The 20874-nt window shown below is 35.5% G+C and carries 21 protein-coding genes; 1 reads left to right on the top strand and 20 read right to left on the bottom strand.

Features of this window, described 5'->3' with window-relative positions; genetic code table 11:
* The first annotated feature begins 108 nt into the window (after positions 1 to 108).
* Complete coding sequence (locus AAZR93_RS15380) at positions 109 to 984, top strand: LysR substrate-binding domain-containing protein (RefSeq protein ID WP_434720314.1); 876 nt, start codon at positions 109 to 111, stop codon at positions 982 to 984.
* Positions 985 to 1068: 84 nt separating this feature from the next.
* Here AAZR93_RS15380 and AAZR93_RS15375 read toward each other — a convergent pair whose 3' ends face one another.
* From AAZR93_RS15375 to glnA, 20 genes are all read right to left on the bottom strand, one after another.
* Positions 1069 to 1356 carry a helix-turn-helix domain-containing protein gene (locus AAZR93_RS15375; protein ID WP_434720313.1) on the bottom strand — a complete coding sequence of 96 codons (288 nt, stop codon included), beginning with the start codon at positions 1354 to 1356 and terminating at the stop codon, positions 1069 to 1071.
* 39 nt (positions 1357 to 1395) lie between these two features.
* Positions 1396 to 1662 carry a helix-turn-helix domain-containing protein gene (locus AAZR93_RS15370; RefSeq protein ID WP_434720312.1) on the bottom strand — a complete coding sequence of 89 codons (267 nt, stop codon included), beginning with the start codon at positions 1660 to 1662 and terminating at the stop codon, positions 1396 to 1398.
* Positions 1663 to 1823: 161 nt separating this feature from the next.
* A complete protein-coding gene (locus AAZR93_RS15365) occupies positions 1824 to 2798 on the bottom strand; it encodes a fimbrial protein (RefSeq protein ID WP_434720311.1) in 975 nt (324 codons plus the stop codon).
* Positions 2799 to 3085: 287 nt separating this feature from the next.
* Positions 3086 to 3583 (bottom strand): fimbrial protein, encoded by a 498-nt coding sequence (locus AAZR93_RS15360; protein ID WP_434720310.1) that lies wholly within the window; start codon positions 3581 to 3583, stop codon positions 3086 to 3088.
* Positions 3584 to 3597: 14 nt separating this feature from the next.
* On the bottom strand, positions 3598 to 4113 hold the full coding sequence (locus AAZR93_RS15355; RefSeq protein WP_434720309.1) for a fimbrial protein: 516 nt from the start codon (positions 4111 to 4113) through the stop codon (positions 3598 to 3600).
* 9 nt (positions 4114 to 4122) lie between these two features.
* Positions 4123 to 5103, bottom strand: coding sequence for a fimbrial protein (locus AAZR93_RS15350; RefSeq protein ID WP_434720308.1), 981 nt, complete (start codon positions 5101 to 5103; stop codon positions 4123 to 4125).
* Positions 5104 to 5116: 13 nt separating this feature from the next.
* Positions 5117 to 7642 carry a fimbria/pilus outer membrane usher protein gene (locus AAZR93_RS15345; RefSeq protein ID WP_434720307.1) on the bottom strand — a complete coding sequence of 842 codons (2526 nt, stop codon included), beginning with the start codon at positions 7640 to 7642 and terminating at the stop codon, positions 5117 to 5119.
* Between the two features lie 23 nt (positions 7643 to 7665).
* Positions 7666 to 8334, bottom strand: a complete 669-nt coding sequence (locus AAZR93_RS15340; protein WP_434720306.1) for a fimbrial biogenesis chaperone — start codon at positions 8332 to 8334, stop codon at positions 7666 to 7668.
* 58 nt (positions 8335 to 8392) lie between these two features.
* Positions 8393 to 8917 carry a fimbrial protein gene (locus AAZR93_RS15335; RefSeq protein ID WP_294107122.1) on the bottom strand — a complete coding sequence of 175 codons (525 nt, stop codon included), beginning with the start codon at positions 8915 to 8917 and terminating at the stop codon, positions 8393 to 8395.
* 598 nt (positions 8918 to 9515) lie between these two features.
* Complete coding sequence (locus tag AAZR93_RS15330) at positions 9516 to 9842, bottom strand: helix-turn-helix domain-containing protein (RefSeq protein ID WP_434720305.1); 327 nt, start codon at positions 9840 to 9842, stop codon at positions 9516 to 9518.
* Position 9843: 1 nt separating this feature from the next.
* The gene (locus AAZR93_RS15325; protein WP_434720304.1) at positions 9844 to 10122 is read right to left on the bottom strand and encodes a helix-turn-helix domain-containing protein; all 279 of its coding nucleotides are present in this window, start codon (positions 10120 to 10122) and stop codon (positions 9844 to 9846) included.
* Positions 10123 to 10366: 244 nt separating this feature from the next.
* Positions 10367 to 10864 carry a fimbrial protein gene (locus AAZR93_RS15320; RefSeq protein WP_434720303.1) on the bottom strand — a complete coding sequence of 166 codons (498 nt, stop codon included), beginning with the start codon at positions 10862 to 10864 and terminating at the stop codon, positions 10367 to 10369.
* An 11-nt stretch (positions 10865 to 10875) separates the two neighbouring features.
* The gene (locus AAZR93_RS15315) at positions 10876 to 11385 is read right to left on the bottom strand and encodes a fimbrial protein (protein WP_434720302.1); all 510 of its coding nucleotides are present in this window, start codon (positions 11383 to 11385) and stop codon (positions 10876 to 10878) included.
* Between the two features lie 9 nt (positions 11386 to 11394).
* The gene (locus AAZR93_RS15310) at positions 11395 to 12381 is read right to left on the bottom strand and encodes a fimbrial protein (RefSeq protein ID WP_434720301.1); all 987 of its coding nucleotides are present in this window, start codon (positions 12379 to 12381) and stop codon (positions 11395 to 11397) included.
* A gap of 13 nt (positions 12382 to 12394) precedes the next feature.
* Positions 12395 to 14881 carry a fimbria/pilus outer membrane usher protein gene (locus tag AAZR93_RS15305; protein WP_434720300.1) on the bottom strand — a complete coding sequence of 829 codons (2487 nt, stop codon included), beginning with the start codon at positions 14879 to 14881 and terminating at the stop codon, positions 12395 to 12397.
* Between the two features lie 24 nt (positions 14882 to 14905).
* Positions 14906 to 15577, bottom strand: coding sequence for a fimbrial biogenesis chaperone (locus tag AAZR93_RS15300; RefSeq protein WP_434720299.1), 672 nt, complete (start codon positions 15575 to 15577; stop codon positions 14906 to 14908).
* A 59-nt stretch (positions 15578 to 15636) separates the two neighbouring features.
* A complete protein-coding gene (locus AAZR93_RS15295; RefSeq protein ID WP_434720298.1) occupies positions 15637 to 16167 on the bottom strand; it encodes a fimbrial protein in 531 nt (176 codons plus the stop codon).
* Between the two features lie 576 nt (positions 16168 to 16743).
* Positions 16744 to 18216, bottom strand: a complete 1473-nt coding sequence (gene glnG / locus AAZR93_RS15290) for a nitrogen regulation protein NR(I) (protein WP_294107123.1) — start codon at positions 18214 to 18216, stop codon at positions 16744 to 16746.
* Positions 18217 to 18226: 10 nt separating this feature from the next.
* Entirely contained in the window at positions 18227 to 19276 is a 1050-nt protein-coding gene (gene glnL, locus AAZR93_RS15285) for a nitrogen regulation protein NR(II) (RefSeq protein ID WP_294107124.1), read from the bottom strand.
* Positions 19277 to 19456: 180 nt separating this feature from the next.
* Complete coding sequence (glnA, locus tag AAZR93_RS15280; RefSeq protein ID WP_434720297.1) at positions 19457 to 20866, bottom strand: glutamate--ammonia ligase; 1410 nt, start codon at positions 20864 to 20866, stop codon at positions 19457 to 19459.
* Positions 20867 to 20874 lie beyond the last annotated feature (8 nt).

Here is a 20874-nt window from a genome sequence, read left to right as displayed (position 1 = left end):
TTTAAAATACATTGTTAACACCTACCAATGCGTTATTGGCGGCTAGTATGCGTGTTTTAGGTTTTTATGTGTAACGATATAAAATTCGATGAGGTAAAAGAAAATCTTATGTCAGGTAACTATCGTCACCGGCTTCCACTTAATGGCTTGCGGGCGTTTGAAGCGTCGGCTCGTCATCTTAATTTTACACGTGCGGGTCTTGAATTGAATGTAACGCAGGCCGCCGTTAGCCAGCAGGTTCGCTTACTAGAGGAACAATTAGGTTTAGAATTATTTATTCGTTTACCGAGAGGGTTAGCGCTGACAGATGAGGGACTCGCATTATTGCCAGTACTAAGTCGTTCTTTTGATCAAATTGAATCATTATTACAGCAATTTGAAGATGGACACTATCACGAGGTATTAAGTATTTCAGTGGTGGGTACTTTTGCGGTTGGTTGGTTATTACCGCGTTTAGAGCGGTTTTCTCATTTATATCCTTACATTGATTTGCGTATTATGACCCACAATAACGTGGTCAATTTAGCTGCCGAAGGAACTGATTTTGCTATTCGTTTTGGTGAAGGACTCTGGCCATTGGTAGAAAATATCTCGTTATTTTCTACGGCGCATACGGTGGTATGTTCAGAAAAAGTGGGTCATAAGCTCAAACACCCAATTGATTTAAAAGAACATCAACTTATGCGTTCCTATCGTAAAGATGAATGGGAGAAATGGTTTTTAGCCGCAGAGATTGAGCCATGGCGTGTTAAAGGCCCTATATTTGACTCATCGCGTTTAATCGTTGAGGCGGCGTTAATGACTAACGGTATCGCACTAGTGCCGAGTTGTATGTTTGAAAATGAATTAAGTGCTGGATTATTAGTTCAACCATTTAATATTAGCGTCACTCTGGGCGGTTATTGGTTAAGTCGTTTGAAATCCAAACCGATGACACCTGCAATGGTAATATTTCAGAATTGGTTATTGGATGAATCAAAGTAGAGGAAATAAGCCGGTGTCATGATGAAACTGACACCGGTTATAATAAATAGACATTTTTAGATGTCCAAGCAGGTTGATAAACAGTTAAAAGACAAGTGCTTCAGCCGCATAATAATCTTTTTTACAATGCGCTTCGTTTGTTATTTTATTTTCGGTACTGAGGTCGGTAAAAAAATAAACAGGATCGATATTAAATATTTGAGATAAGTGATATATCGTATCGACATGTATATTAACGTCACCATTTTCATAACGAGATTGATGCTGTTGGCTAATGCCTAATAAAAGACTTAATGTTTTAGCACTCATTCCATGACTTTCTCGCAATGCTCTTATTTTTAAGCCAACAAGTTTTGATATGTTTTTTTTCATGATTTAAATCTCAATATAAAGCTAGATTAATAGAAATGGTTAAGTTGCATTTTTGAAATAACTTTTAATTTCTAGATTCTCTTCATCATTATTTATAAAAAGGTCCTGTATTGAAATTTCAAAATATATTGCATATTGAAATAACCTATCTAAGTTGATTCTGTTTATTCCTCGTTCATATCTTGACTGTTGTTGTTCACTTATTCCGATAATTTTTGATATTTCGGTAGCAGTCACACCTTTCATTTTTCGATAATAAAGTATTCTATTACCGACTATTTTAGACGGGAGGTAATAATTAGACATAGGCATACTCTTTTGTCATGATTTTTATTTTATAAATAATATTAACTTAGTGAATTAATTTGGTTTTCTTAATCTTATCAGAAATAATGTAATATAAAAATTGTGTTTTATCATGCTAGCTAAATATTTAATTTATTATTTTTAAGTCTTTTTTTGATTTTTTATTCATATCTTATATTTACTGATGCAGTTGAGTTTGCACTTCCGGCTGTGATTCCATTAGCTGTTTTAATATATCTTGCCTTCCAATTAAACATATAGTCCCCATTTGCAACATTATTCTGTAAGGTAAATTTAGAATTTAACTTTATTGGATTATTGTTTCTATCCAATAATTGGATGCCCACCCCCGATGCTTGGCTTTGCGTCGATAATTTAATTTTTCCGGTGTTGACATCAATATATCCAGCACTGCTCGTGACTGTTACGTTAAGATTTGTTCCTGCAGCACAACTTAAGGTAATAGGTATATTGACGCTGTTACTAACACTACCAATATTCTGAAACTGAGTATCATACCAAGTACCTAAATTGACATTATAACTACTGGCTTTTATTGAACATTTTAATACATTGATTTTTATTGCATTCGCTGGGATATTCAAAGATGTCAAATTCCATGTACTGTTATGAGGTGCTGGATTCCTCTGTGTTAGTCTACCAACATGGCCAGCTTTTAAATTACCAGGTTGCGTTACTTGACCTGTTTTCTTGATTGTTATTGTCCAATAAGGATTGGGTAATCTCCAAGCTAGTGGATTAGCCGCGGTTGGTGGACCATAGTTAGTATTCAGATAACCAATTTCTGTTGCTTTTACCTGAATACTAATACCCGGTATATTACTAGCGGCAATTTTATTTCCGTTGGGAACCCAGCCATTGACGTAATCTGCATATAAATATGCATTGCCACATTGGCCATTGTTACCTGAAAAGGTATTAACTGATGATCCTTTAAAATTAACCTGAATTGTTGCTAAATCTCTTGCTCCGGTATCATCATATTGAAGAGCAAAAGTTCGTGCCGGAACATCCACGATGACGTTGCGTAGGTTCGGGTTTTGGGTACAAGCAGCCTGTGTATAAATTGGATAAGAAAATATACACCCAATAATAATATGTTTAATTTTTTTCATTTTTATCCTTTATTATAAATTCCAGCTATATATTTTTCGAGTAGAAATGAGCTAGTTTAATACTGGAAATATTTTAGTATTAATAAATTTAATTGATCATTGGTAACTAAACTCAAATTTCAAAAAATGACTCTTGAATATTAAGCTAGAATATTTAGTTTTTTAACTAGAGTGTTATATGTTTATCAATAATAAGTAATGTCATATATTGATGATATTTCAATCGATATATCTATTACTAAAAAACTGTTCTAATTAAAGCTAAGTTTATAACAAAATATTCACTATCATTGATAGATAAACGTAAATTCTAAATGACTTCTAAAACTTCCAGGGAGCATTCCTCCACCATAGCCAGATACTCTAGCCGATAATGGTATTTCAACACTGCGATTTTGAGTATTAACTGCAGCTGTAATTGAATCACCATTCTTGATGGTCAATTTATTTGCCGTACTTGCTAGATTTAGAGCCACATTTTTAGCGGTACCGTTGTTAATAAAATATTCAGGTGCGATAGGATCCGATATACCTGATATTGTCATTACTGTTTGGCTCGTTCCTATGGGACAATTTTTGAGTTTAACTGAAAAATTTACCCAGGGTGATTTCTGTGTATCCTTGATATTCCATATGTTTATTCTATTTAAATCAATTAAATAATTAGTTTTCTCTAGTTCGCAAGGCATTGCAGTAACGATACCATGAACCTTGATATTTGCAGCTTGCCCAATGTTAAATAGTGAGCAGCTGATTAATGATAATAATAGTATAAGGTTTTTCATATCATTTTCTCATTTTATAGATAGGTAATCGTTGCAGTGATGTTAGCTAAAACGGTACCTGGGGTCGCATTACCTAGCGAGCTAAATGCTCTTGTTCTTAATGGAATATTGATGCTTGTTTGTCCATTCAATGGAACTTGTAATATTTTCTGGTGCCCTAAAGCGGTTGTTCCGTTCCCATTTTGTAGCTGGATAGCAAGGTTTTTTGCAGTACCTTGATTTTTATATAAACTATTCGCGTCAGCTGTATCCACTGTACCAGTAAAGGTTAGTTTTACTTGATTGATATAGGGAGAGCAGTTATTTAAACTAATATCAAAGGTCTTCCATACAGAGCCAGAACCTGCGTTACTTAGTACACCGGCTGATATTTTATTTAAGTCAATATCAATATTATCTCCGCCCACTAAATTACAGGTTGATGCTTTAATATTTCCAGTGAAATTTAAAGTGATATTATCAGCAGAGTATAAATTAGAGCTTACAATCAAGCTATTGAGTAAAATTAAAGCTTTATATGTTATTTTCATTTTTTATTCCTACTCATAGCGAATATTAACAGTTGCTGTTGCATTAGCGGTACCTGGAGTGATCTGATTTTCTGTCTTTATATAACGGGCTTTCCAATCAAACATATAGTCACCTTCAGGAACGCTATTTTGCAGACTATTTTTGGTATTTAGTTTAATAGGTAGATTATTCTTATCTAATAATTGAATTGCAACGCCTGTCGCTTTATTTATACTAGAAAGTGCAAGTTTTCCTGTTGCAGCATCAACATATCCACCACTACTTGTAATAGTTGTTTTAATATTTGTTCCAGCTTTACATGTTAGTGTGATTGGAATATTAACCATGTCACTAGTATCACCGATGTTATTAAATTGAGTGTCATACCAATCGCCCATATTGACGTTATAAGTTGATTGATTGCTTTTTAATGAACAGCTAAGTACATTTATTTTTATCGCATTAGCTGGCATATTCAATGCGGTTAAATACCAAGTACTATTAGGTGTAGTATTAGTTTGAGTCAATCTTGCTATCATTCCTGAACGTATAGAATCCGATGTTGTTACTTGTCCTGTTTTTTTTATTGTTATATGCCAGACAGTATCCGATATTCCCCAAGCATAACTACCTGGGTTACTTGGTCCAAATGTTGAGTTAAAGCTACCTATAGCCGCTGTGCTAACAGAAATACCTATACCTGCTATATTAGTTGGTGCGACTTTAGATGCATTTGGTACCCAACTATTAACATAATTACCTATTAAATATGAGTAGCCACAGTCACCATCGTTATTAGAATATGTTTTTCCATCATTTAAGTATCGAATAGATATTGTTTCGAGATCTCGTTGGCCTGTATCATCATATTGTAATGTGAAGGTTCTAGCAGGCACATATGCTTGAACATTATTGAAGCTAGGGCTTTGGATGCATGCTGAGATTGCATGCTCTGAATATAAAAGCATATACCCTATAGCTACGGCTAATTTATAAATTGAATTTTTCATCACTATTATCCTATTACTGGCAAACCGCAGTCGTTTTATATAAGCCCATATAATTAGATAAACCCGCTAAGTTATAATTTACTTGGCATCGCTGCTTATCATTATATTGAATAATAAAATTTCCATTTTCTGCTAAGCCAGATAAATACAATTCACCGTCATTACCGACCATGCCATTTAACTGACTCTCACCGTTGAATATTGCTTGTGCGCCAAAAGGTACCGGTTTACCGTCAGTGAAAGTAAGCACCATAATGGCACGATAGCCCACATTGGCGGCAAAGTTTGCTTTCACGATAGCGCCACGGCTTGGTGAAACGCTTTGGCTGGTTAAGTCCATTTCAGTGTCATTTGGTAGCGCAGAGGTATCAATATCAATGGTGTTTTTACGGTAGGCACTGACATACGGCACTAGCGCATAGCCTTGATTATTGGTCACCACACCGGCTTGATTCATAATAGGGACATCGCCAGCGTTAGGAATCTCAACAATAGCCGAGGTTTCACCAAGTTGCTGGCCTAATACCAATCCACCTGAGTGAGCGACTAAGCTACCGTTTGCACCATAATAAAGATTATAGCTATCTGTGCTGTAACCACTGCCTCCAGATATTTCACCATATTGACCTTTATAGGAGGCGTTCATATTACCTGATGTGCCACTGTCTTTATTGGTAAATCCTTGCTGCATGCTCCAGTTTAAGCGATTGTTCAATTGGGATGCGGATACCCCCATGCTGCCTGTGCTTGAATTGTTGCTGCTACTATTGCTATTGAAGTTATAGTAAAAAGTATCGTCGAATACAGTAAATGGTACGTTGACTGAAAATGCGAACTGGTGGTCATCTTCACTTTTATTTTTACTGTCCGATGAGTAAGAATAATTATTCGTGTTTTTGTTATAGGTATAATTCAAACTATAGCTAATACCTTGCCAGCTATTGTTATAACCTAGCGTGGCAGATTGTGTTTTTCTATCACTGTTCCAATAGTCTTCATTGATATAACCAACTGAAATTGAACCGAAACTTTCACCCAAGTTTTGGCTTAAGGTTATTTCTCCACGATTACGACGACGCTCAATTTCAGGGGTGTAGTCAGTATCTCGAAAACCATCAAACACCTCGGATAAACTATAGAAGCCTTTAGTTGAATAACGATAACCCGCTAATGCGATGTTAGTGCCGATATCATTTAAATTTTTGTTATAACGAAAACGGTATGATTGCCCACTTTCTTTCTGGTCTTCACGCAATTTAGAATCTGCATGAGTAATATCAATAGATATTGCACCAAAACGACCAAGGTTTTGTCCTGTCCCGATAGAGTAGGATTGATAATCTTCACTGACTTGGCTCCCACCATAAGCCGTAATGCCATAAGGTAAACCATAGATAAGTGTGAATTGGGCAAAATGAGTTCTATCCACATGGCTATCATAAGAGCGATATTGCCCACCAGTTGCGCTATAAGACAAATAACCTTCACGTTGTAAAACAGGAAGTGAGGCAAAGGGAACAATCTGTACCTGTTCGCTGCCGTTTGACTCTTTTATTGTGACATGTAAGTCACCACTTCCCCCAGTTGGATACAAGTCATTAATTTCAAACGGACCTGCGGCTACATCGGTTTGGTAGATGGTATAACCATTTTGACGTATGGTAATTTGTGCGTTACTGCGTGCAATTCCGCGTACTACTGGGGCATAACCGCGCAAACTTTCTGGGTACATATCATCATCTGTCGCCAGTTGAGCACCTCGAAAAGGCACACTGTCAAATACTTGTGAGGGGGAAACACTATCCCCTAACGTTAACTGACTTTTGATGCTGTTTATTCCACGTGAGGCATAGGTATAAACGGTATCCCATTTATTGGTTTGATTATCACTATTTGACCATGTAGTGTAGTTACGTAAACGCCATGCGCCGATATTTAAACCCGGTCTTAAATTGACATAGTTCGAGTTTGTATCAGTTCCGCCTTTTTTACGGTTATAGTTTTTTGAACCGCTATAGCTATAATTAAGCAGTAATGCATTAATACCATTATCAATATCGGCTAAGTCAACATAACCCCTTGGATTTTTTGTTAATGCAATTTGTGGAACACTTAAATAAAGGCGCTGTGAATCAAATTCAAATACACTTTTTACATCTGGAATCGCCGATAAATTGGCACAGCCATTTTGAGTATTTTGTAGTTCAGGATAATCAGCGATTTTAATATCAAAGCTTTTTAAATCAGCAATTGATAGACAAGGTGTCAATTCGTTATTGTTACCCTTATTAAATTTAAGATTTGTTGCACCAATTAAATTTGTGTTGATGTAAATATCAACGTAGTAATTTCCAGGTAATTGTTCATTGTTTTCAAATTGGCTTAAATCAACTGAGTCTTTATTTGGTAACTCTAAAAAATCAGGATCAAAATACGTATTACTTTCCATTTTATTATTAATTGGAAGGTTTTCTGCGTAAGTGGATGCCGTATAGCCTAAATATAAAAGTAGGCTAAGACATATTTTATTTGTTTTCATAGAAAAGCCTAGGTTTATAAAGACTATATTTTAATTTCCGATGCATCTGATGCCGCACCATAATCATTAATAACTTCCCATTTAACGGTACCATTACTTGCTGTATCATTAATTTCAAATGATGCAGTAGAGAATGGAGCCGCATAGGAGATATCAATCGCTTTCTTACCGTTAAATGTAATACTTTGGAAATTCATGTAATAGGGTGTCGGGTTTTTAACGATAATTTTATTTCCCGATTTAGACCAACTTAATTTTTTTTGTTCTTCAACGAAATTAACGTCTTTTATTGATGTTGGTCGATAAATTAATTTCATTTGTGTTTTAAAGGCAATTTGTAGCGAGTTTTCAGTTCTTTCAGTGGCTGGTATTGTCTTTATGTTTAGCCAGAATAATGACTCTCTATCTTTAGGTAATTTATTCTCAGTTAGAAATATTCTAAGCGCATTAGTTTTATCTGCATTGAGACGAAATAACGGAGGTGTTATGGTGAAATCCGATTGTTTTTTTTCATCAATTCCGTCTATCCACGATTGAATTAAATAAGGGATTTTATCTGGATTTTCAACACTAATACTGACATCTTTATTGCCTTCGTTATAAATAACACGTGTTCCACCAATGATCACACCTGCATGAGCTGTATTGATAACTATCAATAAAGAGATAAAAAAATAGACAATGTGTTTCATATCACCACCAGTAAATATATGAAATAAGGTTTAATTCCATTTAAACCTTATGAATTATTTAGTTATAATTAATTGTAAATGTTGCAGAACCATTAGCAGGACCAACAGTGACTGCATCTGTCTTAGCAATATAACGCGCTCTGAAATCTAAATTATTTTCTACATTTTCTTTGAGTGGATAAGTCTTAGACGCTGTAAATAATGGTACGACAGTATTTACGTCATCAGTAATCTGGATCCCTACACCTGTAGCTGCACCAGTATCCTGTTTTATTTTAATGACAGAGTCATCACCTAAATAAGAGTCAGCATCAAATTTAACTGATGCTGCTGTAACGGTGCTTGGGCAATTAATTAATTTAATTGTGAATTTAGTTGCCGCAGCAGTACTTCCCGCAGTTGGTAGTGCTTTTTTGGATACTTTACCTAAGTTAACTTTTAAAGCATCTGAGCCTGCTGCTAATTCACAAGCTTGATCTGTGATTTCCCCTGTAAAGTCGATAGTACCATCCGCTGCAAATACATTACTAACAGCAAAAATAGATGTTGCAGCAATTAATGATGCAAGTAAGTTCTTTTTCATTCAATTCTCTCCAAAAAGGTTTTTATTTAATTATATTGAGTTGTGCGAATAATCACTTACTCAACTGGAGTGTATTTTGATTCTATTTTTATAAATAAACAAGTCAGGAGGAAATTGGTTTAATATAAGAAAATTAAATTTAATAATTATATTATAATTTTATTAAACACATTATGAGTTAAAATTAAGTAGGAGTTAGATGATAATTTATATTTTGGTTTTTCGGGGAGGTGATTGTTTAAGTTAAATAACGATAATAAACTATTAATAATTGCATGGTGATTTTAAGTGTTTATTTATCTCGTATATGGTGATTTTTTAGATTTTAAATTCACACGCTTTTATTTTCTTTTGTCTATATTGTCTAATATGTATATTCTTATTTTATTAATCTAAAATAGAGCCTCCAATATACATCATCAAAATAGGTCGTTTGACATTTTTCGATGATGTATAATATGAATATTTATTCAGGATTTTTCATATCAGGTTAGATTTTGTTGGAAAGATTTTTATATTATCTTAATTGTCATTTTATGACTGTAGAATATCTGCACTTATTAAAACATTAGCAAACACATTAACTAAGTAAATATAACTAGATCGTTTTTCGATAATTAACTATTTGGTCAGGCGATAATAGCAACTCTGCTTGAAGCTGATGTTTAAGCGAATTTTTACATATGTTTCCTTCTGTATTGGATTTCTCAGTGAAATCACACATAAGATCATTAATATCAATATTAAAAATTTCAGCAACAGCATATAGTGTGTCTACATGAATGCGTATATCGCCTAGTTCATGGCGTGATTGATGTTGTTGGCTAATTCCTAATAATTTACTAAGTTGTTGAATACTCATTTTTTTGTTTTTACGTTGAGTTCGAATTCTTGCGCCAATAATCTTGGATATATAATAATTCATATTAATCACCTTTATTTTTGTTATTAATTTTATGGTTTTCTATTTCTTTTTTTTCAAAATCATTGAAATTAAAAAAATAGATTATATTTTTGTTAAAGAAATCAGAATATTGCTTCAATCTATCTATTGATATACGATTTGTACCTCGTTCATAGCGAAGTTGTTGTTGTTCACTAATTCCAATAATTTTTGCAACATGAGTTAGTGATAACCCTTTTTCTTTGCGTAATAATTTTATTTTATTACCTATGATTTCAGAAATAGTATAGTCATTATTCATTGCCTACTCCTTAGAGGTATATATATTTCTTTTAATTCTAACTTATTGAAAATAATTGGTTATATGAGGATTTCATTAAATAATGATACTAAATAGTGAAAAACAAAGCTCAATACAATATATATGAATGAATTAAAAATAAATATTGTTGGTAATGGGCTTTTAAGTAAAACAGTGTAAATAATAAAGTTCATAAAGTATTTTATCGATTATCTATATTTGATAATTATTATTTATTTAATAATTAAGGATAAATGACAGTAAACTCAACATGACTTCTGAATGTTCCTGGTTCTAATTTTGGACCATACGCTATAATTCGTGCCGATAAAGGTACATCAACACTATTGGTAGAACTATTTACTGTAAGATCTAACTCAGTTCCATTTTTGATGACTTTTTTATTATCTTTTTGTACAAGTTGTAAAACACTTCCTATCGATGATCCTGTATTAATAAAGTAGTTATTATCAGTGTTATCAGGAGTACCACTGATAATAAACTTAGCAGTTTTAGTCGTGGTTGGGCACTCTATGAGTTTTATTGAAAAATCTATCCATGGAGTTTGGGCCGGATCCCGATAATTCCATAAGTTAATTTTTTTAAAATCAACTAAATAACTATTTTGTTCTATTTTACAAGGCATGGTCACTACATTGCCATGCACATTAATATTTATCGACTCGGCCATAGAGGAAAGGGTAAATAATATGAATGCAATACAGAGGATAATTTTATTCATCGTGATCTTCTCTATAAATAAGTAATAGTGGCTGTAATATTGGCAGATAATGTTCCAGCAGTACCGTTACCCAATACAGAAAATGCTCTAGTCTGTAAAGGTATAGTGACAAGAGATTTTCCATTGGTCGGTATTGTTAATGTTTTATTGTTGCCTAACATGACAGTGTCATTAATACTTTGTAACTGAATGGCGATATTAGTTGCTGTGCCTTGATTCTTATAGAGACTATTTATATCTGCATTATCAGCCGTACCTGTGAATGTAATATTAATTTGCTTAATATAAGATGAACAATCTTTTAATTCGATATTAAAAGGGTTCCAATTAGATGCACTATTTGTATTATAAAAAACTCCCATAGAAATATTATTTAAGTTTATATCAATATCATCGGGAGTAGATAAATTACAACTAGCTGCTTTAATATTACCTTTAAAATTTAAGGATACCAAATCTGCTGTATGTGCTGGTATTGCTAGTATATTTAAAATAAATAAAATTAATGTTGGTTTTTTCATAGAATAACCTTATTCATAGCGAATGTTTACGCTGGCAGTAGCATTTGCAGTACCTGGTGTTATATTAGTTGCCGTTTTAATATAGCGAGCTTTCCAGTTAAACATATAGTCTCCATTAGGTACTTTATTTTGAATATCAATATCCTGTTCAAAAATGACTGGAATATTATTTTTATCCAATATTTGGATACCAATACCCGTTGCTTTATCAGAGCCATTGAGACTTAAAATATTATTAGCTCCTTCAGATAAGCCAGTTACTTTAGCTTTAATATTCATTCCAGGGATACATGTCAAAGTAATGGGGATATTAATTAAGCCATTTGTAGAGCCGATGGTTGTAAACTGAGTATCATACCAGTCTCCCATAGTCACATCGTAGGATGATATTCCATCTTTTATAGAGCAACTAATAACATTTATTCTTATTGCATTTTCAGGGATATTTAATTTACCTAAATACCATGTTTCTGGTTTTGGATTTGTATTGGTTTGAATCATTTCGGCAACATATCCGGATTTTATATACCCAGATTGCTTTACTTGTCCTGTTTTTTTTATAGTTAATATCCATTTTCGATTGCCTCTAAAATTAAAAGGGGGTTGGTTGGCTACAAAGGGAGTTTGTTGATGATAAGGGACTAAAGAGCCATTTGAGCTTACTGCACTAATAGTTATTCCTTGGATTCCCGAATTATTATTATTAGTATTCCATCCATTTATAAAATTATAATATATGTGAGCTGTGCCACAATTATCAGTAGTCGAAGGGTCATATGAAGAATAACTAGGCGATGTTGTTACATAGACATCTGTAGCGATTTGTCCTAGTTCTCTCACAGTCATGTCAGTATAATTTATATTGTACGTAGTCGTTGGTACGTCGCTTATAACATTCTTAAATGCTGGGTTTTGTGTACAAGTTGCCTCTGCATATTTTGAATAAGCAACTCCGTAGCTTATTATGACTAAAATATTAATTAGTGATTTTTTCATTATTATTTTCCTTTTATTGGCAAATAGCATTGGTTTTATATAAGCCAATATAGTTCGGTAGATTAGCCAAATTATATGTCACACTGCATTGTTGTTTATCGTTATATTGAATGATGAACGTACCTTCTTCAGGCATTCCTGATAGGTAAATTTCCCCGTTATTACTCACCATGGCATTGAGTTGGCTATTATTTTGGAATATGGCCTGTGCACCAAATGGCAATTGTTTACCATCGGCAAAGCGTAACGTCATCATAACGCGATAGCCAACATTGGCATTAAAACTAGCTTTTGCCAGTGCTCCACGGCTTGGTGCGACAGTTTGGCTAGTTAGTTCCATTTCTGTATCATCGGGTAATTTCGATGTGTCAATTTGAATACCATTACTGCGGTAAGCACTCATATAGGGTACTAATGCATAGCCTTGGCTATTCGTAATTACACCTGATTGGTTTAAAATAGGTACATTCTCCGCATTTGGTACTTCAACTAAAGCGGCAGTTTCACCGAGTTGTTGTCCAAGGACTATACCGCCAGCGTGTGCGACTAAGCTACCATTTGCACCATAGTAAAAATTGTAATTATTGGTGCTATAACTGCTTCCCCCTGAAATTTGCCCATACTGCCCTTTATAGTTAGCATTTATATTACCGGCAGCATTAGAATCTTTAGTTGGTATGTTTTGTTGGATACTCCAGTTAAGGCGGTTATTCATTTGTGAGGCTGAAATACCCATACTGGCAGATGAATTGCCATCGTTGGTATTTGTGCTATTAAAGTTATAGTAGAAAGAATCGTCAAATAAACTAAATGGAATATTGATATTAAAAGCAATTTGATGGTCATTACTATTAATACCACTACTATTATTATTATTAGTATTTTTGTTATAACTATAATTCAAACCATAACTAACACCTTGCCAACTATTACTGTAACCAATAATGGTTGACTGTGTTTTGCGGCCACTATTCCAATAATCTTCACTCACAAATCCGACAGATAGGGAACCGAAATCATCTCCTAAGCTTTGGCTTAGCGTAATTTCTCCACGGTTGCGACGCCTTTCATTCATAGGGGTATAGTTTGTGTCTCTGTAACTATCGAATACTTCAGCTAAGCTGTAGAACCCTTTAGTTGAATAACGATAACCTGCTAATGCGATGTTAGTGCCAATATCATTCAGATTTTTGTTATAACGAAAACGATAAGATTGTCCATTAGCTTTTTCTCCATGACTGAGTGTAGAGCTCGCTTGAGTGATATCAATGGAAAGAGCACCAAAGCGACCTAAATTTTGTCCTGAGCCAATAGAATAGGCTTGATATTTATTACTTATTTGGCTACCACCATATAAGGTTATGCCATAAGGTAGGCCATAAGTGAGGGTGAGCTGACCAAAGGGTTTTTTATCAACACTGCGGTCATAACTACGATACTGACCCCCTGTCACATTATAGGAAAAATATCCTTCACGTTGTAATACGGGAAGAGAAGCAAAAGGAATAATTTGATATTGTTCGCTACCATTGGCCTCTTTGATAGTTACATGTAAGTCACCACTGCTTCCTGTTGCGTAGAGATCAGTTATTTCAAAAGGACCCGCTGCAACATCTGATTGGTAAATGGTGTAACCATTTTGGCGGATAGTGATTTGAGCATTGCTTCGGGCAATTCCACGAACAATAGGAGCATATCCGCGTAAGCTCTCTGGATACATATCATCATCTGTGACCAGTTGTGCTCCTCGAAATGGTACACTATCAAAAATGATGGAAGGCGATGAGCTATCACCAAAAGTTAATTGACTTTTGAGCATATTAATATTGCGAGTCAAATAAGTGTATACAGTATCCCATTTATTTGGTTGCCCACTACTATTCGACCAAGTTGAATAATTACGTAAACGCCATGCGCCAATATTCAGCCCTGGACGTAAGTTAACAAAGTTTGATGTAGTACTGTTTTTAGTATGATTACGATCAGTATTACGTGATCCGTTATAACTGTAATTGAGTAACAGAGCGTTCACTCCATCATCTATCGCTGCTAAGTCAACATATCCTCTTGGATTAATATTTAAGGCAATTTGTGGAATACTTAAATATAGACGTTGAGAGTTAAATTCAAACTCACTTTTAGCATCGGGTATCGTCGATAAATTGATACATTGGCTGCCCGTAACTTCTAGTTTGGGATAGTCATTTATTTTTACACCAATATCTTTTAAGTCACTGAGTGATAGGCAGGGTTCTAATTTTTTATTCGTGTTAGTAAAAAAAACAATATTTCTTGAACCAATTAAACTGTTATTAATATAAATATCAACATAATATTGACCAGGTAATTGCTCGTTGCGTTCAAATTGGCTTAAATCAATGGTATCTTTATTTGGTAATTCTAAAAATTCTGGGTCAAAATATGTTTCTGGCTCAGAAAACGATATTGTTATATAGCCTAATGATAATAATAGGCTAAGGCATATTTTATTTATTTTCATAGATAAACCTAGTGGCCATTATGGCTATATTTTTATTTCCGATGCATTAATTGCGGAGCCATAATCATTTATGACTTCCCATTTTATCGTGCCATGTAGTTCATTATTATTTGTAATAAAAGATTTGCTTGAAAATGGGGCTATATAAGTAATGTTTTCTGCATTTTTACCATTAAAATTAATTGATTGAAAATTCATATAATAGGGTGTTGGGTTTTTAACTATGATAGATTTCCCTACCTTTGACCACACCAATTTATTTTGTTCTACCTCAAAATTTACCTTTGCTAATGAAGTTGGACGATAAATTAATTTCATTTGTGTCTTAAATGCTATTCTTAATGAGTTTTCAGCTGTTTTTTCTGTCGCTGGAATAGTTTTAATATTAAGCCAAAATAATGACTCTCTATCTTTTGGTAATGTGTTCTGGGTTAAGAAAATACGTAAGGAATTTGTATTATCTGAATTTAGTCGAAAAAGTGGTGGCGTAATAGTAAAATCGGATTGGTTACCTTCATTATCATTTTCTATCCATGATTGAATTAAATAAGGGGTTTTATCCGGATTTTCAACAGTGATACTAACATTTTTATTTCCTTCTGGATAAATGAGACGAGTTCCTCCAATAATTACACCGGAGTAGGAAATATTAGTTAATGAGGATAAAAAAATAAAAAGATAAATAATAGATTTCATGTCGCCACCACTGAATAGACAATTATAAGGCTTACATCCGTATAAACCTTAAATTAGGTTTAATTATAGTTGATTGTAAAAGTTGCTGTTGAATCAGCTTTACCTACACTCACGTTATCCGACATAGCGATATAACGAGCGGTAAAGTCTAAATTATTTACAACACTTTCTTTTAAAGTATATTCGCTAGATGCGGTATAAAGTGGAACAGTAGTACCTGTTACATCTTGAATTTGTATACCTACATTTTGGGCTGTATCAGCTGCTCCAGAGTTAGTTAGTTGAAGTACATCGTTATTTCCATTATACGAGGCACCATCGAACTTGACTGTCGCCGTTTTTATTGTTGCAGGACAATTTTCCAATTGAATGGTAAATTTAGTCGCAGCTGCGGTGCTACCCGCGTTTGATAAGGTCGTTTTAGATACCTTGCCTAAAACAACTTTAATTGCATCAGAACCTGTTGTTACTTGACAAGCATTATCAATAATTTCACCTACAAAATTAATATCTCCATCTTTAGAAAAACTATGAGCAGATAGTAATAGGATGCTAGTGGCCATTAAAGTTGAAATAATATTTTTTTTCATTTTTTACTCTCCGAGAATTAATTCGTATTGAATGGTAATTAAATAAGTCACCATATTCACTCTAGACGTGAGTATTCTGTATTTTATTTTTAAAATAAACAAGTTTTGTGTATTTTAGGTATAACTAGTTATGTTGTTTTTATTATTATGGTTTTTTGTTTTCTTTTCACATTATGGGTTGGATATGTTTCCTGATAATGTCAATAATTTAAATTATTAACATTTATCAGTAGTGTCAATCTTATTAAATAATGATAAAATATTATCTTTATTATTAAGTAAATTGTTTATTTTTAATTGGCAACTCATAATGTGAATTTTTTATTTTTTATGCTAATGAGAAAATCTATATGGAGGGGGTTGTCATAAATAGATATGTTTTAATAGGCCGATTTAATCTATTTATGATGATTCTAATAATTAATTTTTTTATTTACATCAATATTTATATTTACTATTTGTTTCTTTTTTAATTGTTATTGTTGTTATTGATTGTTCAATTTCTTATTTCGATGATATAAATAAGAGATTGGTGGTTATATTCACCAATCTAATTATCATTTATCGACGAGAAAATTACTCTATACCTAACTCTTTTAATTTACGAGTTAACGTATTCCGACCCCAACCCAATAAACGAGCGGCTTCTTGTTTATGACCATTGGTGTATTTGAGCGCGCAATTTAGCATCGTGTGCTCCAATAAAGGAAGAGCTTGAGCGAGTAAATCTTCTTTGCCTTCAATTAACGCATTATCTGTCCATTGGGCTAATTGCTCAAACCAAGCCCCTTCATTACTAAGCGTTCGTGATAAGGCGGGTTGTGTTTGTGCTAAGTGTTGAGTCTGATTGTCAGATTTATGCGCTTTAGGATGTGATTCATCAGATAAATCATCCGGTAAATCTTGGGGTAAAATCTCTTGGCTTGCCGCCATCACTGTTAACCAGCGGCAAACATTTTCTAATTGGCGAACGTTACCTGACCAATAATAGCGTTGAAGAATTTTTTCACTATCAGGATGGAGTACTTTACTTTCAACACCCAATTCTTTTGCGGTATTTTGCAAAAAAAAGTGAGCAAGACGCGGAATATCTTCAAGACGCTCTCGTAATGGAGGTAATTGCACCCGAATAACATTTAATCGATGAAAAAGGTCTTCGCGAAATAAACCTTCTTTGACACGTTTTTCTAAATCTTGGTGAGTGGCGGCAATAATACGGACATCTACTTTTACCGGAGTATAACCGCCAATACGGTAAAACTGTCCTTCAGCGAGCACTCGGAGCAATCGGGTTTGAACATCAAGGGGCATATCACCAATTTCATCTAAAAATAAAGAGCCCCGATTGGCTTGTTCAAAGCGCCCCTGTCTAACTTGTGTCGCACCAGTAAAAGCGCCTTTTTCATGACCAAAAAGTTCTGACTCAATTAAGTCTTTGGGAATTGCGGCCATATTGAGTGCAATAAACGGTTCGTTCACTCGTGGGCTGTGTTGGTGTAGCGCATGAGCCACTAATTCTTTACCAGTTCCCGATTCACCATTAATAAGCACACTAATTGATGAGCGAGATAAACGACCGATAATACGATATACCTCCTGCATGGCAGGGGCTTCACCTATCATGGTGGAAGAGACAATCGGTGCTTTTTGTTTAGTATCTCGATTGGTATGGTTTTGCTCGCGGCTATGGTTTAACGCGCGTTCCACTAAGGCGACGGTTTCATCAATATCAAACGGTTTGGGTAGATAATCAAATGCCCCTGATTGATAAGCACTGACCGCAGCATCAAGGTCAGAGTGTGCTGTCATAATTATAATCGGTAGCAGGGGATGAGATTGCTTTAGTTGATTGAGTAGTTCTAGACCATCAGTACCTGGCATGCGAATATCAGATAGCAACACATCAGGGAGGTCAGTTTCTAATGCGGTAAGTACGGCATTGGCGCTATCAAAGCAGGTACAATCAAAATCAGCGCTACTTAACGCACGCTCTAATACCCAGCGAATAGAACTGTCGTCATCAACGACCCAAATTTTTCCCTGTTGCATGGGTTATCCCCTATTTTTTGATTGGTAGATAAATAGAAAACTCGGTGTGTCCCGGCCAACTGGTAAATTCAATTTTGCCCAAGTGTTGGTCAACTAAACTGCGTGCGATAGAGAGTCCTAAACCTGTGCCATCTGGTCGCCCACTGACCATGGGATAAAATAAGGTATCTTGAATAGATAACGGAATACCGGAGCCGTTATCTTCAATATCAATACGTGCGGCTAATCGATAACGCTCACCCTGCAACATTACTTGAAATGCGGTGCGAGTACGCAAAGTGATGGTTCCCCCTGTTTTCTCAAGTGCTTGTAATGCATTACGAGTGATATTTAACAGCACTTGTTCAATTTGGTCAGGGTAGTGTTCTAGGTCGGGTAAACTCGGGTCATAGTCACGAATTAGCGTCACATCATCCGGTTTTTCTAAAGCGACTAAACGTGTCACATTTTCAACAATGTGGTGAATACTTTGCTGAGTTTTTGGACCTGGATATTGTGGGCCAAGTAGTCTATCGACTAATGCTCTTAAGCGGTCGGCCTGCTCGATAATGACTTGAGTGTATTCGTTAAGTTTAGGGTCTGGTAGCGCTTTAGATAATAGTTGAGCGGCGCCGCGTAATCCCCCAAGTGGATTTTTTATTTCATGGGCAAGACCACGGATAAGTTCTCGAGCGGCAAGCTGTTGCACATTTTGGGCAACTTCTTGGCTAAGGCGTCGTTGGCTATCGAGTAGTGACAGTTCAACTAAAATGAATTGATCAGAAAATGGTTGTGCACTGAGAGACATCACATGGGAGTGGTTATTAAATACCAATGTGATTTCATTTTCAGTAAAACTATGCCCCTCTTTTAAGCTATTTAGCATCAGTTCATCATTCAATGAACAGTAGCTGAATAATAGCGGAAAGGGGGTACCATAAAGTTTGCGCTGGCTCTGGGTTAAGATCTGTAATGCGGCATGATTGGCATAGTGAATAACCAAATCATAATCCAGTATCAGTACACTATTAAGCAGTGAATCGAGAATATGTTCCGGCGCGGGCAAATGTTCGGTTTTCATACGGTTCTACTCCTGCACTAATCTGCACTATTTTGGTGCATTATACCTGATTTGCTGAGTAACACCGCAATTTAACGTCGATAATTTAGTTTTGCTACCGTTATTATTTAGAGAGAAAAGGCCCCATCATAGATGGGGCAAGTGCTTCACGGCAACAAAGACTAGCAGTGGAACGGCGTGTTACACACTGTAGTACATTTCAAATTCGAGTGGGTGTGGCGTCATGCGAACACGTTGAATGTCGCTACGCAGTAATTCAATATAGCCATCGATAGCATCGTCGGTAAATACACCACCACGAGTTAAGAACTCACGGTTTTTATCCAATTCAGCCAGTGCTTCCTCTAATGAACCTGCCACTGTTGGGATTTCTTTTGCTTCTTCCGGTGGTAAGTCATATAGGTTTTTATCCATCGCATCGCCTGGGTGGATCTTATTGATGATGCCATCAAGTCCGGCCATTAACTGTGCTGCGAACGCTAAATATGGGTTAGCCGCAGGGTCTGGAAAACGAACTTCAATACGACGTGCTTTAGTGCTGGCAACCACTGGAATACGAATAGATGCTGAGCGGTTGCGGGCAGAGTAAGCCAGCATGACAGGTGCTTCAAAACCTGGGACTAAACGTTTATATGAGTTAGTCGTTGGGTTAGTGAATGCGTTTAATGCGCGCGCATGCTTGATGATGCCACCAATATAATACAGAGCCATTTCAGATAAGCCGCCGTATTTGTCCCCTGCAAATAGGTTAACACCATCTTTAGATAGGGACATATGGCAGTGCATACCAGAACCGTTGTCGCCAACTAATGGTTTTGGCATAAAGGTTGCCGTTTTACCAAAGGCGTGTGCAACGTTGTGCACGACATATTTATAAACTTGGGTTTCATCCGCTTTTTTCGTCATTGTATTAAAGCGGGTTGCGATTTCATTTTGGCCTGCTGTTGCAACTTCATGGTGATGAGCTTCAACTACCAAGCCCAAATCTTCCATAGTAGTACACATTGCAGAGCGTAGGTCTTGTGATGAATCGACTGGAGGAACTGGGAAATACCCACCTTTTACTGAAGGACGATGGCCTTTGTTGCCGCCTTCGTATTTAGTTCCTGTATTCCATGCACCTTCGATATCATCGATGTGGTAGTAGCTGCTATGCATGCTGTTACCAAAGCGAATATCATCAAAGACGAAAAACTCTGGTTCTGGTCCGAATAGAACAATATCAGCGATACCGCTAGAACGTAGGAAATCTTCAGCACGTTTTGAAATTGAACGCGGGTCACGGCCGTAGCCTTGCATGGTGCCTGGCTCTAAAATATCACAACGAATAATTAAGGTGATATCAGCAAAGAATGGGTCGATCATTGCCGTTGACGGATCTGGCATCAATACCATGTCAGATTCATTGATTCCTTTCCAACCACCGAATGATGAGCCATCAAACATTTGGCCTTCTTCAAAGAAGTCTTCGTCAACTTGATGAGCAGGGATAGTGATGTGTTGCTCTTTACCTTTAGTGTCGGTAAAACGCAGATCAATAAATCTTACATTGTGCTCTTCAATTAACGATAAAATATGTTCAGCGGACATTCTCGGCT

This window comes from Providencia sp. Je.9.19 (assembly GCF_051129765.1).
Taxonomy (GTDB): domain Bacteria; phylum Pseudomonadota; class Gammaproteobacteria; order Enterobacterales; family Enterobacteriaceae; genus Providencia.
Note: the sequence above shows the minus strand (reverse complement) of the source record. Positions and strands in the feature narration are given on the sequence as shown.

Excerpts from the sequence above, each read along its gene's own strand:
- AAZR93_RS15380 (WP_434720314.1), top strand. The coding sequence starts at position 109 with ATGTCAGGTAACTATCGTCACCGGCTTCCACTTAATGGCTTGCGGGCG.
- AAZR93_RS15375 (WP_434720313.1), bottom strand. The coding sequence starts at position 1,356 with ATGAAAAAAAACATATCAAAACTTGTTGGCTTAAAAATAAGAGCATTG.
- AAZR93_RS15370 (WP_434720312.1), bottom strand. The coding sequence starts at position 1,662 with ATGTCTAATTATTACCTCCCGTCTAAAATAGTCGGTAATAGAATACTT.
- AAZR93_RS15365 (WP_434720311.1), bottom strand. The coding sequence starts at position 2,798 with ATGAAAAAAATTAAACATATTATTATTGGGTGTATATTTTCTTATCCA.
- AAZR93_RS15360 (WP_434720310.1), bottom strand. The coding sequence starts at position 3,583 with ATGAAAAACCTTATACTATTATTATCATTAATCAGCTGCTCACTATTT.
- AAZR93_RS15355 (WP_434720309.1), bottom strand. The coding sequence starts at position 4,113 with ATGAAAATAACATATAAAGCTTTAATTTTACTCAATAGCTTGATTGTA.
- AAZR93_RS15350 (WP_434720308.1), bottom strand. The coding sequence starts at position 5,103 with ATGAAAAATTCAATTTATAAATTAGCCGTAGCTATAGGGTATATGCTT.
- AAZR93_RS15345 (WP_434720307.1), bottom strand. The coding sequence starts at position 7,642 with ATGAAAACAAATAAAATATGTCTTAGCCTACTTTTATATTTAGGCTAT.
- AAZR93_RS15340 (WP_434720306.1), bottom strand. The coding sequence starts at position 8,334 with ATGAAACACATTGTCTATTTTTTTATCTCTTTATTGATAGTTATCAAT.
- AAZR93_RS15335 (WP_294107122.1), bottom strand. The coding sequence starts at position 8,917 with ATGAAAAAGAACTTACTTGCATCATTAATTGCTGCAACATCTATTTTT.
- AAZR93_RS15330 (WP_434720305.1), bottom strand. The coding sequence starts at position 9,842 with ATGAATTATTATATATCCAAGATTATTGGCGCAAGAATTCGAACTCAA.
- AAZR93_RS15325 (WP_434720304.1), bottom strand. The coding sequence starts at position 10,122 with ATGAATAATGACTATACTATTTCTGAAATCATAGGTAATAAAATAAAA.
- AAZR93_RS15320 (WP_434720303.1), bottom strand. The coding sequence starts at position 10,864 with ATGAATAAAATTATCCTCTGTATTGCATTCATATTATTTACCCTTTCC.
- AAZR93_RS15315 (WP_434720302.1), bottom strand. The coding sequence starts at position 11,385 with ATGAAAAAACCAACATTAATTTTATTTATTTTAAATATACTAGCAATA.
- AAZR93_RS15310 (WP_434720301.1), bottom strand. The coding sequence starts at position 12,381 with ATGAAAAAATCACTAATTAATATTTTAGTCATAATAAGCTACGGAGTT.
- AAZR93_RS15305 (WP_434720300.1), bottom strand. The coding sequence starts at position 14,881 with ATGAAAATAAATAAAATATGCCTTAGCCTATTATTATCATTAGGCTAT.
- AAZR93_RS15300 (WP_434720299.1), bottom strand. The coding sequence starts at position 15,577 with ATGAAATCTATTATTTATCTTTTTATTTTTTTATCCTCATTAACTAAT.
- AAZR93_RS15295 (WP_434720298.1), bottom strand. The coding sequence starts at position 16,167 with ATGAAAAAAAATATTATTTCAACTTTAATGGCCACTAGCATCCTATTA.
- glnG (WP_294107123.1), bottom strand. The coding sequence starts at position 18,216 with ATGCAACAGGGAAAAATTTGGGTCGTTGATGACGACAGTTCTATTCGC.
- glnL (WP_294107124.1), bottom strand. The coding sequence starts at position 19,276 with ATGAAAACCGAACATTTGCCCGCGCCGGAACATATTCTCGATTCACTG.
- glnA (WP_434720297.1), bottom strand. The coding sequence starts at position 20,866 with ATGTCCGCTGAACATATTTTATCGTTAATTGAAGAGCACAATGTAAGA.